Annotated in this window: 12 protein-coding genes; 3 read left to right on the top strand and 9 right to left on the bottom strand. The window is 42.6% G+C overall.

Going from position 1 to position 16,025, the window contains the following annotated elements; genetic code table 11:
* From gad to EP58_RS16070, 3 genes are all read left to right on the top strand, one after another.
* A complete protein-coding gene (gene gad, locus EP58_RS16080; protein WP_036094889.1) occupies positions 1–1,413 on the top strand; it encodes a glutamate decarboxylase in 1,413 nt (470 codons plus the stop codon).
* A gap of 67 nt (positions 1,414–1,480) precedes the next feature.
* On the top strand, positions 1,481–2,983 hold the full coding sequence (locus tag EP58_RS16075; RefSeq protein ID WP_052165096.1) for an amino acid permease: 1,503 nt from the start codon (positions 1,481–1,483) through the stop codon (positions 2,981–2,983).
* 1 nt (position 2,984) lies between these two features.
* Positions 2,985–5,471, top strand: coding sequence for a YhgE/Pip family protein (locus EP58_RS16070; RefSeq protein ID WP_036094887.1), 2,487 nt, complete (start codon positions 2,985–2,987; stop codon positions 5,469–5,471).
* Positions 5,472–5,523: 52 nt separating this feature from the next.
* Here EP58_RS16070 and EP58_RS16065 read toward each other — a convergent pair whose 3' ends face one another.
* The 9 genes from EP58_RS16065 to EP58_RS16025 all read right to left on the bottom strand — a co-directional run bounded on the left by EP58_RS16065 (position 5,524) and on the right by EP58_RS16025 (position 15,858).
* Positions 5,524–5,724, bottom strand: coding sequence for a hypothetical protein (locus EP58_RS16065; protein ID WP_036094886.1), 201 nt, complete (start codon positions 5,722–5,724; stop codon positions 5,524–5,526).
* A gap of 22 nt (positions 5,725–5,746) precedes the next feature.
* Positions 5,747–6,463 (bottom strand): Crp/Fnr family transcriptional regulator, encoded by a 717-nt coding sequence (locus EP58_RS16060; RefSeq protein ID WP_036094884.1) that lies wholly within the window; start codon positions 6,461–6,463, stop codon positions 5,747–5,749.
* An 11-nt stretch (positions 6,464–6,474) separates the two neighbouring features.
* The gene (locus EP58_RS16055; protein ID WP_036094882.1) at positions 6,475–6,924 is read right to left on the bottom strand and encodes a DUF4352 domain-containing protein; all 450 of its coding nucleotides are present in this window, start codon (positions 6,922–6,924) and stop codon (positions 6,475–6,477) included.
* The gene (locus EP58_RS16050; protein WP_036094880.1) at positions 6,921–7,109 is read right to left on the bottom strand and encodes a hypothetical protein; all 189 of its coding nucleotides are present in this window, start codon (positions 7,107–7,109) and stop codon (positions 6,921–6,923) included. The genes EP58_RS16055 and EP58_RS16050 overlap by 4 nt, the downstream gene beginning before the upstream one ends.
* A gap of 12 nt (positions 7,110–7,121) precedes the next feature.
* Complete coding sequence (gadC, locus tag EP58_RS16045) at positions 7,122–8,561, bottom strand: glutamate/gamma-aminobutyrate antiporter (RefSeq protein WP_036094878.1); 1,440 nt, start codon at positions 8,559–8,561, stop codon at positions 7,122–7,124.
* 86 nt (positions 8,562–8,647) lie between these two features.
* Positions 8,648–10,036 (bottom strand): glutamate decarboxylase GadD1, encoded by a 1,389-nt coding sequence (gadD1, locus tag EP58_RS16040; RefSeq protein ID WP_036094876.1) that lies wholly within the window; start codon positions 10,034–10,036, stop codon positions 8,648–8,650.
* Between the two features lie 55 nt (positions 10,037–10,091).
* Positions 10,092–11,081 carry a choloylglycine hydrolase family protein gene (locus EP58_RS16035; protein WP_036094874.1) on the bottom strand — a complete coding sequence of 330 codons (990 nt, stop codon included), beginning with the start codon at positions 11,079–11,081 and terminating at the stop codon, positions 10,092–10,094.
* A 277-nt stretch (positions 11,082–11,358) separates the two neighbouring features.
* Positions 11,359–12,846 (bottom strand): AcpB/EbpR/MafR family transcriptional regulator, encoded by a 1,488-nt coding sequence (locus tag EP58_RS16030; protein WP_036094872.1) that lies wholly within the window; start codon positions 12,844–12,846, stop codon positions 11,359–11,361.
* Positions 12,847–13,080: 234 nt separating this feature from the next.
* On the bottom strand, positions 13,081–15,858 hold the full coding sequence (locus EP58_RS16025) for a YhgE/Pip domain-containing protein (RefSeq protein WP_036094870.1): 2,778 nt from the start codon (positions 15,856–15,858) through the stop codon (positions 13,081–13,083).
* Positions 15,859–16,025 lie beyond the last annotated feature (167 nt).

Below are 16,025 nucleotides of genomic sequence, written 5' to 3'. Positions count from 1 at the left end.
ATGTTACATGATCGTAGAGAAGAGAAACATGACCCTAAAATGCCCATTTACGGAAGCTATGCCGAGGATTCCGCTATCGTCAAAACGACGCTGAGAAGAGAACCAATTGATCCACAAGTAGCTTACCGCCTTATTTCCGATGAACTGATGGATGAAGGAAATGCACGCCAAAACTTCGCCACTTTTTGTCAAACCTATATGGAACCTGAAGCAGTAAAATTGATGAGTGAAACGCTAGAAAAGAACGCGATTGATAAATCCGAGTATCCACAAACGGCCAAACTGGAAAATTATTGCGTGAACGTTCTAGCTGATTTATGGAGTGTCCAAAAAGGCGATGACTTCATTGGAACGTCTACCGTCGGATCAAGTGAAGCCTGTATGCTGGCTGGTATGGCGATGAAATTTAGATGGCGCAAAATGGCTCTTGAAAACGGTTTAGATATTAACGCGCAAAAACCAAATCTAATCATCTCCTCTGGCTTCCAAGTTTGTTGGGAAAAATTCGGCGTATATTGGGATGTCGATTTGATCGAAGTTCCTGTTGATCCGAAGCACATGAGTATTAATACTGACACACTAATGGATTACGTCAACGAGTACACCATCGGAATTGTCGGTATTCTAGGTATCACCTATACTGGTAAATTCGATGACATTGAAAAAATTAACCATTTAGTGGACGCATACAATAAGAAGAGTAAATGGCATGAACTCGTTATCCATGTCGATGGCGCAAGTGGTGCGATGTTCACACCGTTCGTAAATCCTGAATTACCTTGGGATTTCCGTCTCAAACACGTCGTTTCTATCAATACATCCGGTCACAAATACGGACTTGTTTATCCAGGTATTGGTTGGATACTTTGGAAAGATAAAAAATATTTACCGGAAGAACTGATTTTCGATGTAAGTTATCTCGGCGGTCACATGCCAACCATGGCGATTAATTTCTCTAGGAGTGCGAGCCAAGTCATCGCGCAGTACTACAATTTCTTACGACTCGGTTTCGATGGCTATCGCGGCATTCATGAAAGAACGAAGAAAGTAGCGCTATTCTTATCCAAAGCGCTGGAAGAAACAGGACTTTTCGAAATTTATAATGACGGCGCGAACCTTCCAATTGTCTGTTATACGCTAAAAGATGATACCGACAAGGAATGGACGCTGTATGATTTAACGGATCGCTTGCAAATGAAAGGTTGGCAAGTACCGACTTACCCACTACCAAAAGATATGGAGGACGTTTTAATCCAACGCTACGTATGCCGGGGTGACTTAGGCTTCAACGTAGCAGAGGAATTTGTTGCAGATTTACATGAAGCCATTGAGGAATTAGACAAAGCAAGAATCTTGGCGCCAAAAGATGATTCCCCAGATGGTAAGAAAGAAACGAGAGGATTTACGCATTAAATTGTGATGGATCACGAAAAGCATCCACGCTTTTCGTGATTTTTTAAATTAGAAAGGGGTTTTCAAAATGGCTGGAAAAAAGGAGTTAACATTATTCGGCTTTTTCGCAATCACCGCGTCGCTTTTTATAACCGTTTATGAATATCCGACCTTTGCTACATCCGGATTTAAACTGGCCTTCTTTCTCATATTTTGTGGCATACTCTGGTTTTTGCCTGTAGCACTTTGTTCCGCAGAAATGGCTACTGTCAAGGGCTGGCAAGAAGGCGGTATCTTCACTTGGGTGGGAAAGACGCTCGGTGAACGCTATGGTTTCGCGGCGATTTTTTTCCAATGGTTCCAAGTGACCGTCGGATTTGTAACGATGATTTATTTTATTCTCGGAGCACTATCCTATGTTTTCGACTATAAAGCTTTAGAATCAGATCCATTAATCAAATTCTTAGGCGTTATTATTATTTTCTGGGTTTTAACCTTTATTTCACTCGGAGGAACGAACAGAACGGCGAAAATCACGAAACTTGGCTTTATTTTTGGTATCACACTTCCCGTTATTTTAATGTTTATCCTCGCCATTTTCTACTTTGCGAATGGGAATCCGATAGAAGTGAAATTCACGATGGATAACTTTATTCCTAAGGCTACCGATTTTTCAGCGCTTGCGATCTTTATCCTCGCATACATGGGCGTTGAGGCTTCCGCACCGCATATCAATGAAATGAAAAACTCGAAACGCGACTATCCAATTGCCATGATTTTGATTGTCATCGTTGGTATCGGACTCAGCACACTCGGCGGTCTTTCGGTTGCATCGGTTGTTCCAGCACACGAGCTGAGCCTTAGTTCCGGCGTCGTGCAAGCCTTCGAAAAACTGATTTTACAAAATGGAGACGGCCTAACTTGGCTTGTAAAAGTACTAGCCTTCCTCGTTGCATTCGGCGTTATGGGACAAGTAAGTTCTTGGATTGTCGGGCCAACATCAGGTATGTATACGGTCGCCCAAAAAGGCGTTATTCCTAAAAAACTAGCTAAAACAAATAAAAATGATGTACCGGTTGTGCTCATTGGTATCCAAGGTATCATCGTAACTGGCTGGGCAGCTGTCCTAACATTTGGCGGCGGCGGAAATAATGTATCCTTCTTGACTGCCATCTCGCTAACCGTTGTCATCTATTTAGTCGGCTACGTCCTCTTCTTCCTAGGTTACCTTGTTCTCGTTTTCAAGAAAAAGAACTTGGAGCGTACCTTCGAAATTGGCGGCGGTCCTTTTGTCAAAATACTCATCGCTTGCATCGGATTAGCCATCTCCGTACTCGCGATTGCTTATTCATTCGTACCACCTTCCAGCTTAAAACCAGATGAATACGAATCATATAAACACATTTTATCCATCAGCCTTGTTTTAACCACTATTTTACCGTTCGTCATCTACATGTTCACCGCACCAGACAATCAACTACATTTAAAAGAATTGAAACGGTTAGATAGTTCAAAAATCGACAAATTCACGCATCCAATCGGACGTATCAGAGCAGACTTCAGTAAAAAAGACAAAACTGGAGGTGAGTAACATGAAAATGATAAAAGCGGAATGGAAAAACCTATTACAAAATAAAGTCCTGCTAATATCCTTTATCGCCATCCTTACGATCCCAATCCTCTATGCCAGCTTCTTCTTGAAATCCGTATGGGACCCGTATCAACAAACGAGCCATTTACCAGTTGCCGTTGTGAATGAAGATCAAACCATTACTTACCAAGGCCAGAAAGTCGATGTCGGTGATCAGCTTACCGCCCAGCTAAAAAAGAATCATAATCTAGACTGGGACTTCGTTTCCGCAGATGAAGCGAAAAAAGGCATGAAAGATTTGAAATATTATTTAGTCGTCAAAATCCCGAAAGACTTTTCAGCAAATGCGGTTACGCTCGTCGATGAGAAACCTAAAAAGATGAACCTCACATACGAAACAAACGGCTCGCTTAACTTTATCGCAGAAGAAATCGGCGAAATCGGCATTCGGGAAGTCGAATCACAAGTCAGTAACCAAGTGACGGAAGCTTACGGCGAAGCACTTGTAAAAGTAGCAGATAAGATCGGCGGCGGCATGGAACAAGCTGCGAGCGGTGCCAACCAAATTGATCAAGGAACGAAGAAACTTGGCACTGGAAACACCGAAATTACAGATAATTTAAATAAACTCGCTTCTAGCACAGTTACTTTTTCAGGAGGGATGAATCAGCTACAAAGCGGTCTAGTTACCTACACAAACGGCGTTAGCGAACTCGATACTGGCGCCAATAAACTGTATGCCGGTTCCAGCCAACTTGAAAACGGCATCAACGAACTATACGGCAATATACCAGCCCTTGAAAGCGGCACCTCACAACTCCAAAGCGGGATGGCCCAACTTTCTGCTGGATCTGCCAAATTAGAACAAGGGCTCCGTGAGCTACAACAAAATCTCGATGCACCTACTGCCCAACAAAAAATCAAGGAGCTTCAAAGCGGGATGAACGAGTTTGAGCAAGGTTTGAATTTGCTGAACAGTAAAGTGAATAATCCCGCTATCGATAACTTGGAAGCAAAAATTAAGAGCTTCTCCCCTGTTTTAAATCGGATTGAGGGCAATCTCTCAGACCTTGAAAACGCGCTTAGCCCTAATGGTCAGCAACAATACCTTGACCAAATGGTAGCGCACGTCAACAGCACGAGCCTCACACCAACCGAGAAGCAAACATTGATCGACAACATCACGCAAGTTTTCAATCAACAAGTGAGCGATCATCAAGGACTGCTCACTGATATGCGCGCCGATATTAATCTCGTGTTAAATGATCTAGGAGAAATTCCGAAAGGCTTAGCGGCTGTACAACAATTGCAAGGTGGTGTGTCGGAACTCGCAACGGACTTCCCACAAATCAAGAATGGAACGAATCAACTCGCAGGTTCCCTTAATACCATCTCAAGCGCCGTAGGAACTTCCGGAAATCAGAATACCTTGCTCGGCGGCGCAACAGCCCTAAATGCTGGTATCAATCAAGCAGCTGGCGGCGTGAACGAACTCAATGCAAAAGTTCCCGTTTTAGCAGCTGGTGTTGGCAAATTAGATTCTGGAAGCAAGCAATTAAATAGCGGCACAGCACAACTTGTCGCTGGAACGGATAAATTAAACGCGAACAGCCCAGAACTTTTAAGCGGCGCAAATAAACTGGCAACAGGCTCCGATGAACTGGAATCCGGCTCAGCGAAACTTGCCAATGGCTCCCAAACACTCGGACAAGGCATCACCCAACTAGAAAACGGTTCTGGTGAATTGGCAACCAAATTAGGCTCAGCCGCAAACGATTTCAGCGATTTAAACATTACAAAAGCCAACATCAACATGCTCGCTTCACCGGTGAAACTAGACGCCAAACCATACAGCGTCGTGGAAAATTACGGTCAGGCCTTGGCGCCATACGTAATGTCCCTCGCTTTATACGTCGGCTGTCTCGTTCTGAACTTTGTTTTCCCAATTCGAAAAGTATCGATGTTGGAGCAAACAAGTACCGCTTGGTGGGCAAGTAAAGTAAGCATCGGATTATTTGCTGCTATAGCAATGGCCATTGTCCAAGTCAGCATCATGCTCTTACTAGGACTCCAGGTAGATAATATCTTCGAGTTCTATCTGACCGCACTCGTCACCGTCTTAGCTTACATGGCGCTGATCATGTTCCTAGCGATGGCCTTCGACAATCCAGGACGTTTCGCGGCGATGATTCTACTCATCGTTCAACTGGCTGGTGCGGGAGGAACGTTCCCAATCCAGCTTACGAACTCGTTCTTTGAAGCGATTCACCCATTCCTGCCAATGACCTATTCCATCTATGCATTCCGGGAGGCCATCACAGGCGGAATCGGCACGAATCTCTTCACGCAAAGCCTCACGATTTTGTTCATCATCTTCATCGTATTCAACGCGCTTCTATGGCTTGCGATGCGGATTCTTCAGAAAAAACATCTCGATGGCATCTCGCAGTTGGATAATAATCAGGAGCTGCAAGGATTAGAAAAATAAGCACGCTACGTATATCAAAAATGCCACCCGTTCCCACGGGTGGCATTTTCATCTAATCATCTGTTTTAGGCGTCCGGTCATCCGTCACGTTTTTCAGTTCGCGCTGCGTCGCGTTATAATCATCCGCGGAAACGCCTCGAACGCCTTGTGCAGCTCGAACTTGGTTTACCGACATGTTGAATGGCGTTATCAGACTCGCACCTATGACCGATATTACAGCTGTGTTGATGACTGCTCTTTGAATCTTTTTCACAATATACTCCTCCTTCTCACTTCTAGGAAATAGCGCTTAATTTCATTTCTAATTTCTCCGTATTGACAAAAATGGAACTACGAACCGCGTAAATGCAATCTTCTTCTTCAAGTTTTTGTAAAATGGTCGTAATCGTATTTGGATTAAAGTTCGTGTATTGCGCAATCATGCCCTTACTTATTTGTTTCGGAAAGCAGAGCGTGTCTTTATCCTTGGCTTCTTTTCCGTATTTTTTACCAAGCTCTAGTAGCACGATAATAACTCTTTCTTCTGTCGGTAATCTCCATAGTTCTTGACGAGCAAGCAACCTGTTTGTCATATTTTTCATGTGTACATAGTGATAGAGATACCCTTCTTGCGTGTTCATTATTTTCTCAATCAAGTCCTCTTTCCGGTAGCGCGTCACTTCCACCTCATCAGATATAACTGTAAAAATATAATCTGGACTACTTCCAAGCGTTAGATTAGACAAGCCGATAACATCATTTTCAGTAAAAAAATCTACGACTATTTTCCCGTCAAGTGTAGCTGCTACAATGCCCTTTTCAATAAAATAGACATCATTTTCATCTGTCCCATCTTGAATGAGGATATCTTGTTTGACATAATGCTTCTTCACGCCTCTAGTCGGAAAAATCAAGTCATCTTGTATAAATTCGCGGAACTTTACTTCATTGAAATCTTCACTAATATGAGCTTCCCCGTAAAGTAATCCCATATTAGTCTCTTTATTGGTCATTGCAAACCCTCCTAATCTTTAGGAAATACAATCAGCCATTCTGCCGTTTTGTCATGACCAGGTTCAGGCGTATAGCTCATCCAACCTTCTTCCAAATCGACAGGAATCTCAAAATAAATATTTCCTTTCATCTCTTGTCCTGGTGCAATCGTATGCCCCAAAACATCTTCTTTCATGCCATGCATCTCGTAATCCGTATGATTCGGATTTTTTAAGCTGAAAATTCCAGCTCCGATTCCTTGTGCTTCTTTTGACTTATTTTTCACCGTTACTTCGACTTTCAAAATAACTTTATGATCTGAAACGGTTTTTTCGCGCGTTATTTTTGTTGGTTTGATTTTCAACGTTTTGGTACCGAATTCTTTGTTGATATCGGACGCTGCGGATGCTTTTCCACAACCTCCAAGGGCTATCATGCTCGTAATAACAATAATCGATATAAGTGCGACTAATTTATTCATGATTCGTTCCTTTCTTCTTGCCTATTTTCATGATATTTCTGCTGCTGCATTTCTGCCTCGATTTGTTGCATCTCCGTTTCTATATCTAACGTGATGAGATGCAACAGAACCAAGAATTTTACGAATGTGGAGCGAAGGCTGACGTGATTTAACTTCCAAAAGTTTTTCCAAGATGCGTGCTTCATGTGTCTGACCTCTTATTCCACGGATAGTACGGTTTCTTCTTTTTTGGCAGATTTGGCTTTCTTTTTAGAGTGAACAGCATAGATGACAAACGGGATGAGCGCGGTGATGAGGAAGCTAACTGCGAGAATGATTTCGTAGGACATGTCACTGCTTTTGCTCAGGGATGCTGGTGGGAAAAAGGCGGACACGATTGCTGCGACGGACATGAGTAGACCAACGCCGGCAACGATTAGTTTCACGACTTTACCACCTGGGATTTGATACGTGCGTTCTAGATTTTTCTTTTTCAAAATGAGGACGAAATACGCTAGGAAGAATAGAACGTATCCGATTAAATAGATCACGACGGTTAGTGAGATGGCAGTTAGGAATGATACGTTGTTGCCACCGCCGCCGAATGTTAGGACTGCTGCCCAGATGGAAACGATAACGCCTTGAACCATGATAAGTGGCACAGGAACGTTGTGTTTGTTGGTTTTGCGGAATACAGACGGGATGATGCCTTTGTCTGCAACGGTTTGCATGCCTTTTGTCGGGCCAACAATCCATGAGCTGACTTGTGCCATGACGCCGAATGCGATCATGAAGGCGATCAGTTTAACGACCCATTCCAAGCTGTTTCCATTTTGCAAGATGAGTGCTTTGAACGTCTGAACAACGCCTGAACTTAGGGATAAATCGTGTGATGGTACAACGGAAGCTACGGATAATCCGCCGATCGTGTTTAGTGCGATTCCTACGAAAATCAACAGAATCATGGCTAGCGGATAATCGCGTTTTGGATTTTTCATTTCATTGATGTGTGGTGCTGACGCCTCGACGCCCATGTATGCGAGCATGAAAATGACTAGCGATGACATGTCCGTCCATTTTGGAATGAAGCTTGATGCTGTGAATGAAATTGCAGCGTGGTGACCTGATTTTAAGTGGAAAATAGTTAAGAAAAATAGAGCTAATACTGGAATCGTGATACCGATAACGAAGCCTAATTTTGCGAAGATAGCTGTCACTTTTGTACCTTTTAATTGTAGTAATGTCAACCCCCAGAAAATAACAAGAACGGCGATAAATTTATAAACCGGGTTAGAATCGAGTGCTGGGAAACTAATAACGTAAGATAGTGCGCCAATAATGAAGTAGATCATCGTGACAAAACCGACTGTGATTTGGAACCATTGGAAGAATATCGCGGCAAAACCGTATTTTTCACCGAGCGTTTTACTTACCCAGCCAAATATGCCGCCTTCCTGATAACCTTCTACTGTCGCGAGCTCCGCGGAACAAAGCGAGACCGGCAGGAACCATAAGAATCCACATAGTAGTAAGAAGAACACGAGGGAAAATCCAGAAGTGGCGAATGTCGGGTATTCATAAACGGTGATAAAAAGGGAAGCTGTTATGGCGAAGAATCCGAATAGGGATAACGTTTTTGCTGAAGCTTGTTTTTTCATTATTTATTTCCTCCTAAAATTTAGTTAAGTAGTTGAAAAGTATGGAAAGCTGCGAACTGCCTTGACTTGCAGCTTTCCGATTCTTCTTAATGCGTGAAGCCATGCGTTTTTGACGTATTGACATCATGATATAAAATATGTGCGTTGTTTAATTCTTTGATACTCTCGCTCAGGTCATTTTTGAAAGCTGTGACCATGTTTTGACCTAAGTCGCCGCGGCAAACATAGCGCTGAATGATCGTGTTACCCATTTCTTTTGGAAGTGGATACGCCGGAACCTGCCAGCCTTTCATTTGTAAGCGGTCCGCCAAGTCGTAAAGCGTCCATGCCACATCTGCATCGTCTTTTAGTTTGTAGCAAACGATTGGTAAATTGTCGCCATCATTGTAAATTTCAAATAGTCCTGTTTCGGCAACAGCTTGTGATAACTGCAAAGCGCCGTCTCTAGTTCGCATATGGATTTGGCGATAACCGTCATATCCGAAGCGTAAAAAGTTGTAATATTGACCGATAATCTGACTCGCACTTCTGGAAAAATTGATCGCCATAGTCGGCATATGTCCGCCGAGATAACTCACATCAAACACCAATTCTTCTGGCAAGTACTCCTTGTCGCGCCATAAAATCCAACCAACACCTGGGTAAACGAGACCGTATTTGTGTCCTGACGTATTAATCGACACCACATTCGGTAAACGGAAATCCCATTCTAAATCCGGATCAACAAACGGCGTGAACATCGCGCCACTCGCACCATCAACATGAATCACAACTTCATTGTCATGCGTATTATTGTAGTCTTCCACAAGATCGTTCAGCGTTTTGATGTCATCGAATTTCCCCGTATACGTGATGCCTAGAATACCAACGATACCAATCGTATATTCATCCACATAATCCATCACAATATCCGTATTGATGCTTAGATGATCCTCACTCATCGGAACTTCGCGCAACTCGATATCCCAGTAGACACAGAACTTCTCCCAGCAAACTTGATATCCCGAGGAAATAACCAAGTTCGGCTTTTTAGCATTGATATCTAGTCCATTCTCGCGTGCAGCGTTGCGCCATCTGAATTTCATCGCCATACCACCAAGCATACAAGCCTCACTCGAGCCAACCGTCGACGTCCCCATGTAATGCTCCGAATCATCCGCGTTCCAAAGATCCGCCAACATGTTCACACAACTCGACTCAAGCTTTGCCGTCTGCGGATATTCCGACTTATCAATCGCGTTCTTCTCCATCGTTTCCGCCATGATTTGCTCCGCTTCCGGCTCCATGTATGTTTGGCAGAAAGTAGCCAAGTTTTGTCTCGCAGAACCCTCATCAATCAGCTGATCCTTCACAAGTTGATAAGCGATTCGCGGGTCCACCGATTCTTTGTTCATGCGTTTTTCTGGTAAATCTTGTCCTGCCTCATAAGATCCAAACACCGGTACATTGCTTTGTTCTACATTTGTTTTAAACATATTAATTCCTCCAATGATTTTTTATTTTGAATATTCCGTTATATAAAAGGACTATTTAGACTAGTTTGTTCACATTTTGCATCGTTTCAACAACATAGGTGATTGGTTCTTTCGTATTTTCTAAAAGCTCATCCGTCAAGGTAACACTGTTGATTTGATTGTTTTCATACGATGTGAAGTAGTACGTCTTGCTTTCTGAGCACATCGATGCGGCATATTGCGTGAAATCCGGGTCACCGTTTTCTTTAATGACCGCGCCATTTGGGATGCGGACGCTGTTCAAAATGTACCACACGTTGGTAATTGCTTCTTCCTCATTTTTCGCTGGAACTACGTTTTCTTTCAAGTAAGCCGCGCGGACAAAACGTTCCGGTGGCGTGAATCCGCCTGGTAACTTACTCGTTCCCGTTCCTTGTGAAAATGGTTTCGCGACATAGTCACCGAACTTCACTGGTGCCAATTGTTGCGCTTGTAATCCCGTGTAGTTACGCAAGTTCTCGATGTGCCATTCCAGGCGCGGCGTGTTCGTCATGACGCCCACTGGGTTTTCCTTGATGCGCAGTGTCGTTTCCGTCGGTTCAATCACGGCGCAGCGCCCACTTTTATCCGTGAAAATCCAGTGCAGCGGCGTCGTGATTCCCAGCAACGCCACCGGTTGATCTACCAAGTTGATGTCCGCCAGCTTCGCCTCCACATCCTCAATCGTCGCACACGTACCTAACATCCAAAGTAAGAATTCCTGCGGCGCTAAATTAATTTTCCCATCGATAGCTTCCAGCGCGTAAACCGCTTCGCCAGGAAGATACAGCGATGCACAACTCAAACCTTCCTCATTCAACCCATCCGCGAAAATGTACTTATCCAACTCTCTGCCAGCGCCAACAAACGCATACGCATTCGTGTAATTCACGCCATCCGTCGAAGATTTCCATTCGTAATTCCGCGGGCTAACTGTCGGATTCGCCTCCAAGATAAAAGCGAAATCCATCGTTCTCGATAATACATGTTTTCCATCCAACGTTTCTAATACAAAGCTTGTGCACATAATTTAATTCTCTCCTTCAAAGTTTTATTTAATTACTATACTACCTATTATAGCGAGTTTCTCTTCGACTGATTTTGTTCTTTTGTCGTTTTAGCGGTACATTTTTGACTGCCTTGCTTTTCCTTCTAAAACGCTGTCCCATCCTCATGTCTCTCTCACTTACAATACCTATTATATCGAATATCCCGCCCCGCAAATTCGTAATTTTGTCGTATTATCCGCACATTTTTAACCGCAAGAAAAAAAGCCACCATCATTGGCAGCTTCCTTCTATATACTATTTACTAGACATTGCTTCAATAACGATACTAATGATGTTAGAAAAATCCCGCGCAGTCAACTCAGACTCAATGTGGAGCACTTTTTTTCGATTATACCTCTCCACCATCATCGGCGTCGCAACCGTCGTCAAAATCACATCCGCTTGTGGCGCACTATTCTTATTCAAAAAACGAACCTTGTACCGATATTTCAACGTATCATAAATCTGGTGTCGCAAATTTCGCTCTGCAAACTTCGGCAAATCCGTATCCATTACAATCTGAATCTGCTTCTCAAAATACGTCAACCGTTTAATAGAAGAGAACATCAACGCATACCTCGTCAATAACAACCCCTTCTCCAAAAACAACGCATTTCCCGTCTCCGCATACAACTTATCTATCAACATATCCATTTTCCGATGCAAATTCGGATAATACTCCTTCAACTTACGCAAATACGAATACCCATTGATATCCACCGAAAAATGCTTAAACAACGTACAAAACAAATGTACCGAAAAACTACTATAAAAAAGCTCATCCCGTTTCTTCTCAGGTATCTCAATAACATCCTCTGAAAACAAACGAATAAAAGCTTGCGTTGCGACATAGACATCCGACTCATTCTTTTGATGTGGTATCATTGCTCTCTTTGCTACCTCACTATTCTCATATAGCTTAGGTCGTGTCTCCATCATCAAATAGAAGAAATAAACCTCACCTTCCACCTGAATATTCAAGGAATCAAAAACAGTTTTCATTTTAATAAGACTTTTATAATCGTTCTCCAAATCCAGATAATCTTCCCACTGAGATTGGACCTTTACCGTATGCCTTTTCCTAATCCGAATGATATTAATCGCTAAAATATATTCCACCTGATTCTTTTGCACATGCGTTAAATTTAGTCGTAAACTTGAGCTAAGTCGTTCTGCCGCATCTCCCACAGTATTGCGATCAACGATGTCAAACGGCCACATCGCCCCTTGATAAATCCGCCAAAAAACAGTGTACAAAAACATCCTAACCTGTTCTTCTTGTCCCACGATTTCATAGGTTTCACGCTTCAAGCCAATCTCATACGGTTCCATCAACTCTTGAAATTGCTTCAATGACCTCCGAATCGTCGTTTCACTCAAAAAATGATCCATCGCAAATTTTTTCACCGATGTAAACTCTTCAAAAAAGACTGCCTTCATCAACATAATTGTCACATTATCCTCTAAAAGATACAATTCAAAATTAAGTACATCCGCACCCAGCTTCACTTCCAGAAGTACACCTTTATTTTTCGCCGTATGCAACTGAATTTTATCGTCATTATAGTCCTCAATTTTGTCCAATAAATCTGCCAGATAGCGCTGCACCGTTCTTTGATTCATCTCCAAGCGCTCACTTATTTCACTCACCGTATACCAGCGTTCCTCCTCTGAAATCATCCGCAAAAGTACCATATTATTGTTTGTATTTTGACCTACTGTTTGATAAATATCCTTTTTCATCGGAAATCCTCCTTCAAAATTACCAGCAAACGTTTCATATTTTGAACTATATCTAATACCTATACCACTTTTGGCCTCGAAATACTCCTCAAACATCTGTATTTATGACAAAAACAACGATATATTCACTAAATGTTCTTTTTTCTAGTGGTTTTACTCCTCATTTAAGAAAAAAACAGGATATCACGAATCCCATTTTTTTCGGGGAAACGTGATATCCTGCTCTAAACTTTATTAATCTTCTACTGCTTGTAATTCTTGATTATTATCTAATTGAGATACACCTTCAAGATGTTTCTTTTGCAATTGTTTCATTCCGAACCATAGTAATGCTACGAATACTGCGAAGATTCCTAGAAGAACGAAGAGGCTTTGCAAGTAAACGTTCATGCCGATTCCGCCTGTGATGGCTTGTCTGAATCCATAGATAGAGTACGTCATTGGCAAGAATGGGTGGATAGCATTGAAGAATCCGTTTGTTAATGGCATTGGGAATGTTCCGCCTGCACCGCCAAGTTGCACGATGAGTAAGATCATTGCTACAAAGCGACCTGGATTGTCAAACGTCATCGCTAGGAACATGATGATGAACATATAAGCGAGTGAAGTCGTCATGGCCATCGCATAAAATTCGATCAGAGAGTCTACGTGTAATCCAAGTACGAGCATCACTGTTGCTTGGATAAGTGCCATCACGATTGCGACAACTGCGCCGACTGATGCTTTACTTGCCCACCATGCTGTACTTGTTTGACCACGCATCGAGATTTTTCTGATTGGGAATACAAAGTTGAATACTAGAGCACCAACATATAGCGCTAGTGACATCACGTATGGCGCTAAAGCTGCACCATAATTTGGAACTGTACTATAATTTTTATGATTTACTTTATCTGGGCTTGCGAACATCTCAAAATTCTTATCTGTTGGGTGTAATTGACCAAGTTGTTGACTTCCAGCTGCTAATTGTGTCGAAAGTTCTGTTGCGCCGGTATTTAGTGTATTGATTCCTGTTCCAAGTTGTCCTGAACCTGCTGCTAATTGTGCTGATCCATTGTGAATTTCTCCTGCACCATTGCTCAGGGCTGCTGCACCATTTTGTAGTTTTGGAGCGTTTGCTACGAGTTGATTTGTGCCGTCTGCAAGTTGTGCTGCGCCGTTATTTAGCTCTGTCACACCGTTTGTTAAGGCTGGTAATTGACCTGAGAATGTATTCATGCCACCAGCAAGTTTTGTCGCGCCGTTATTTAGAGCGGACGATTTGCTACCTAATTCAGATGTACCGTCATTGATTTTTTTCAGACCATTGTTTAGCGCTTGGCTGCCGTCTGTTAATTGATTGACACCACTTGCTAACGTCGGCACTTTTGCGTTTAATTCTTTGGCACCGGTTGTCGCGTCTGCAATACCAGTATGAAGAGCCGTCGCGCCACCAAGAAGCGTGTTCTGGTCGTTCGCGTTACCAACTGCTTGCCCGATTTCAGACATCGAACCGATCAGTGCATTCGTCCCGCTGTAAATGCCAGGATTTCCGTTGAAACCATTGTTTAATTGACTCACGCCAGATTGTAGCGCTTCGATTTCGCCAACACTATCTGGAATATCTGCAAGTAATTGACTCATTTCTTCTAAATCTTTGTGCATCAGTTGAATCACTTCATTTTGTTTTTGCGCTTGATCATTCAAAATTGGTGTAATATCGTTGACCAAAATCGCTTTTTCTTCCGGTGTTAAGGCTGAACCTTCAATTTTAGCCAAGATTTGATCGTGATGCGTGCCACTCGTTAAAGCTTCCAATGCCGCCAAACGTTCTTCAATTCTGTTAATTGTTGGCTCCATCGCGTTTCCTTTATCTACAATGCTCGTCAATGTCGTGTTGTTTACTTGCTGATTTAATTCTGTCAATCCTGTTTTAAATTGATTCAAACCACTTTGTAATTCTGCGATTTGAGACTTGCTCGTCGGGCTTGAAAGATTCGTGCTTAGTTCTTCCAATCCAGATTTTAATTTTGCGCTACCTGTGTTTAATTTTTCTAGACCAGTTTGTAACTCGCCAACACCGTTTTCTAGATTCGGAATTTGGCTATTTAAATCGTTCAAACCTTGCGTCAGGCTAGATGAACCCGCAAGCGTTGATGTGGTGCCTTTATTTAGCTCGTTCACGCCAGATGTATATTGACCAACACCGTTTGATAATTGGTTTGCACCCGCATCAAGTGCCGCCACACCATTCGTTAATGGACCAACGCTTGAAGAAAGTTTCTTCGTACCAGCGTCCAGTTGCGCCGCGCCATTATTTGCTTTTTCAACGCCATCAATATACTCATTTAAACCAACATTCAGCGTATCCGCGCCATCTTCAAACGTTAATGTACTGCTTGCTAGCTTATTCAGGTTGGCCGTTATTTTATCATTACCAGCTTCCAATTTCCCACTACCCGTCGCGATTTCACCCGCACCGTTTGCCGCTTGCTCGATACCATTTCCAAGCTTACCAACCTGTCCAAAAATCGTTTCCGCATAACCTTTCGTCACACTCGTGCTAACTTGCGCCTTCAAATCCTCGATCGCCATCTTCGTTACTTCTTCCCCGATAAAATTAAGCGATCCATTTGTTTCGTAACCAATCTCCATTTTCTTCGGGTCTTTATCTAAAAGTGTCGTCGCGTTTTTCGAGAAATCTTTTGGCAACGTCACGATCATGTAGTATTTCAAATCCTTCATACCTTGCTGCGCCTCTTCTTTCGAAACAAAGCGCCAGTCCAGCGAATCATCTTTTTTCAGTTTAGCGACCAGTTGATCGCCGACATCCATCTTCTGTCCCTGAAAATCCACCGTCTCATCCAAGTTCACAACAGCTACCGGCAACTGATTTGCCTTACCATATGGGTCCCACACTGATTTCAAGAAAAAGCTCGCATACATAATTGGAATAAATAAAATTGCGATAAAAGAAATTAATAATACCTTATTGCGAAACAGCTTTTTCCACTCATTTTTGACCATATTCATATTTGTTTTCCTCCTTCAAATTTTGGGGGTTATCTGTCATCTCTTGCTTACAAATACAAGTATATAATTTTTAGAGCCGCGCAAATGCTTGTTTTTGTCGTTTTATTAGCACAAAAATGGCGCTGGCTTCTTAAGACACAAAAAAGCAGAAACCTTGCACAACTCCA

It is taken from the genome of Paenilisteria newyorkensis, from assembly GCF_000766145.1.
In the GTDB taxonomy this organism is placed as follows: Bacteria; Bacillota; Bacilli; order Lactobacillales; family Listeriaceae; genus Listeria_A; species Listeria_A newyorkensis.
This window is presented reverse-complemented; position numbering and strand designations above follow the sequence as displayed.